Below are 1575 nucleotides of genomic sequence, written 5' to 3' on the forward strand. Positions count from 1 at the left end.
TAAGAAAAACCGGGCAAAAACCGCCCGGTCCCTTTTTGTCTAGCGAATATCCGAAATTTTATACTCTATACCGTGTACTCCTTTGTAATACTCGGGATACATTTCTCCTCCGCATTTTTCACACGAAAACATAGGTGGAGTGGTTGGGTCTCCCTCGTCCATCATGTCAAAATCTCTTACTACATTTATAGGAATTTCTTCTTTTTCATGACACACTAAACAAACATAGCTGACGCTCTGTTTGGTGGACTGGCTTAAATGTACGTTTTTCTTCTTTTTCTTTCCTTTTTTGCGGGTTTTTGATACCGGTGAGATTGCTAATCACCCTTTCTAAATAGGCTCTAGTCGTTTTACATAATGCCACTTTTATTTCTAGCTTTCCATTTTCAAGGCATACTTCTCCCTTGTATTCATAGTAACACTCACACCTTGGACAAACGAGAGGATCCTTTCTGCCACTAGCCATTATTCTTTCACGCCACGTCTGACGACGCAGTGTCTTTTTGACTTTCACAATCCATCGTTTTGCCTGTTGTTGCCACGTGCTTAGTACTTTTTTACATAGTTTCTTTGTTCTTCTAGAGTACATTCCATAGTGTCTAATCGTTTTAAATTGTTCATCTGGAATATGACGAATTAAGCGTGAAATAAACTCTTCCACACTTACTGTTTCAGTTTTTTCTTTTCCATCCATTTTGTCCTTATATTTGAATGTAACGTATTGTCCGTCATATGCCTCGATCCGATTAATCCCGATCGCTGGTCGACGAATATAACGGCCAATATAACGAAGTTGTTCTTTTATTTTCCCTCTCTGTTTTGGAGCATACACATAGAAGCCTTCCCCATTATTGGTGAACGCCTTTTGAAGTCTTGGTTGGATGATTTTCTTTTCCTCCTCAGAAACTCCGTTTCTGATTAATTTTAAAACAACTGTTTGCCATTGCTTTCGAAGCATCGCAAAAGGCAAAAAGTCATATTGTTTCCACTCTCCTTTTTCTGTTAACCCTCCCATTGTCACTAACATATGAACATGTGGGTTAAAATTCACTCTTGAACCAAATGTATGTAAACCTGAAATAATACCAGGTGTTACTTTAGCTTTCTTTTGAAAGAAATCTGTAATTAATTTTGAAGCTGCATCCATTAATCCCTTTAATAAATGTCTATGTAAAAGGAAAACCTCTCTTAGCCCTTCATCAATCGTAAAAATAACATGCCGATGATTTACCTGTAGAACTTCTTCCGTAAGTAATCTACTCCATTCCTCACTCTCACCTACAGAGCAAGTGGTACAAAAGCGCCCCTTACAACGATATGGAACTTTACGTATATCATGACAACCTTCACATACAAAAAGCTTAAAACCTTTTTTAATATCTCCACAATCGCGAAACTTCTCAACCTCCTTAATTACGATTGGACGGACTTTAGCTCCATGTTTATTCTTAAAGGCTTCCCAATGTTGATGATGATCAAAAAAGATCTCTTTTAGAATATTTCTGTCCATAAATAAAAAATACCACAGCCCTAATGACTGCGGTAGACCTTAAATTTTTATACTTTCTTATCTTT

General features: G+C 37.2%; 1 protein-coding gene. It reads right to left on the reverse strand.

Features of this window, described 5'->3' with window-relative positions:
• Positions 1-205 precede the first annotated feature (205 nt).
• Complete coding sequence (locus PZE06_RS25665) at positions 206-1510, reverse strand: IS91 family transposase (RefSeq protein WP_095314894.1); 1305 nt, start codon at positions 1508-1510, stop codon at positions 206-208.
• Positions 1511-1575: the final 65 nt, after the last annotated feature.

The sequence above is a fragment of the Robertmurraya sp. DFI.2.37 genome, assembly GCF_029211245.1.
In the GTDB taxonomy this organism is placed as follows: Bacteria; Bacillota; Bacilli; order Bacillales; family Cytobacillaceae; genus Robertmurraya; species Robertmurraya methanolica_A.

Bases quoted from the DNA above. Each gene is read 5' to 3' on its own strand.
- PZE06_RS25665 (WP_095314894.1), bottom strand. From the start codon at position 1,510: ATGGACAGAAATATTCTAAAAGAGATCTTTTTTGATCATCATCAACAT.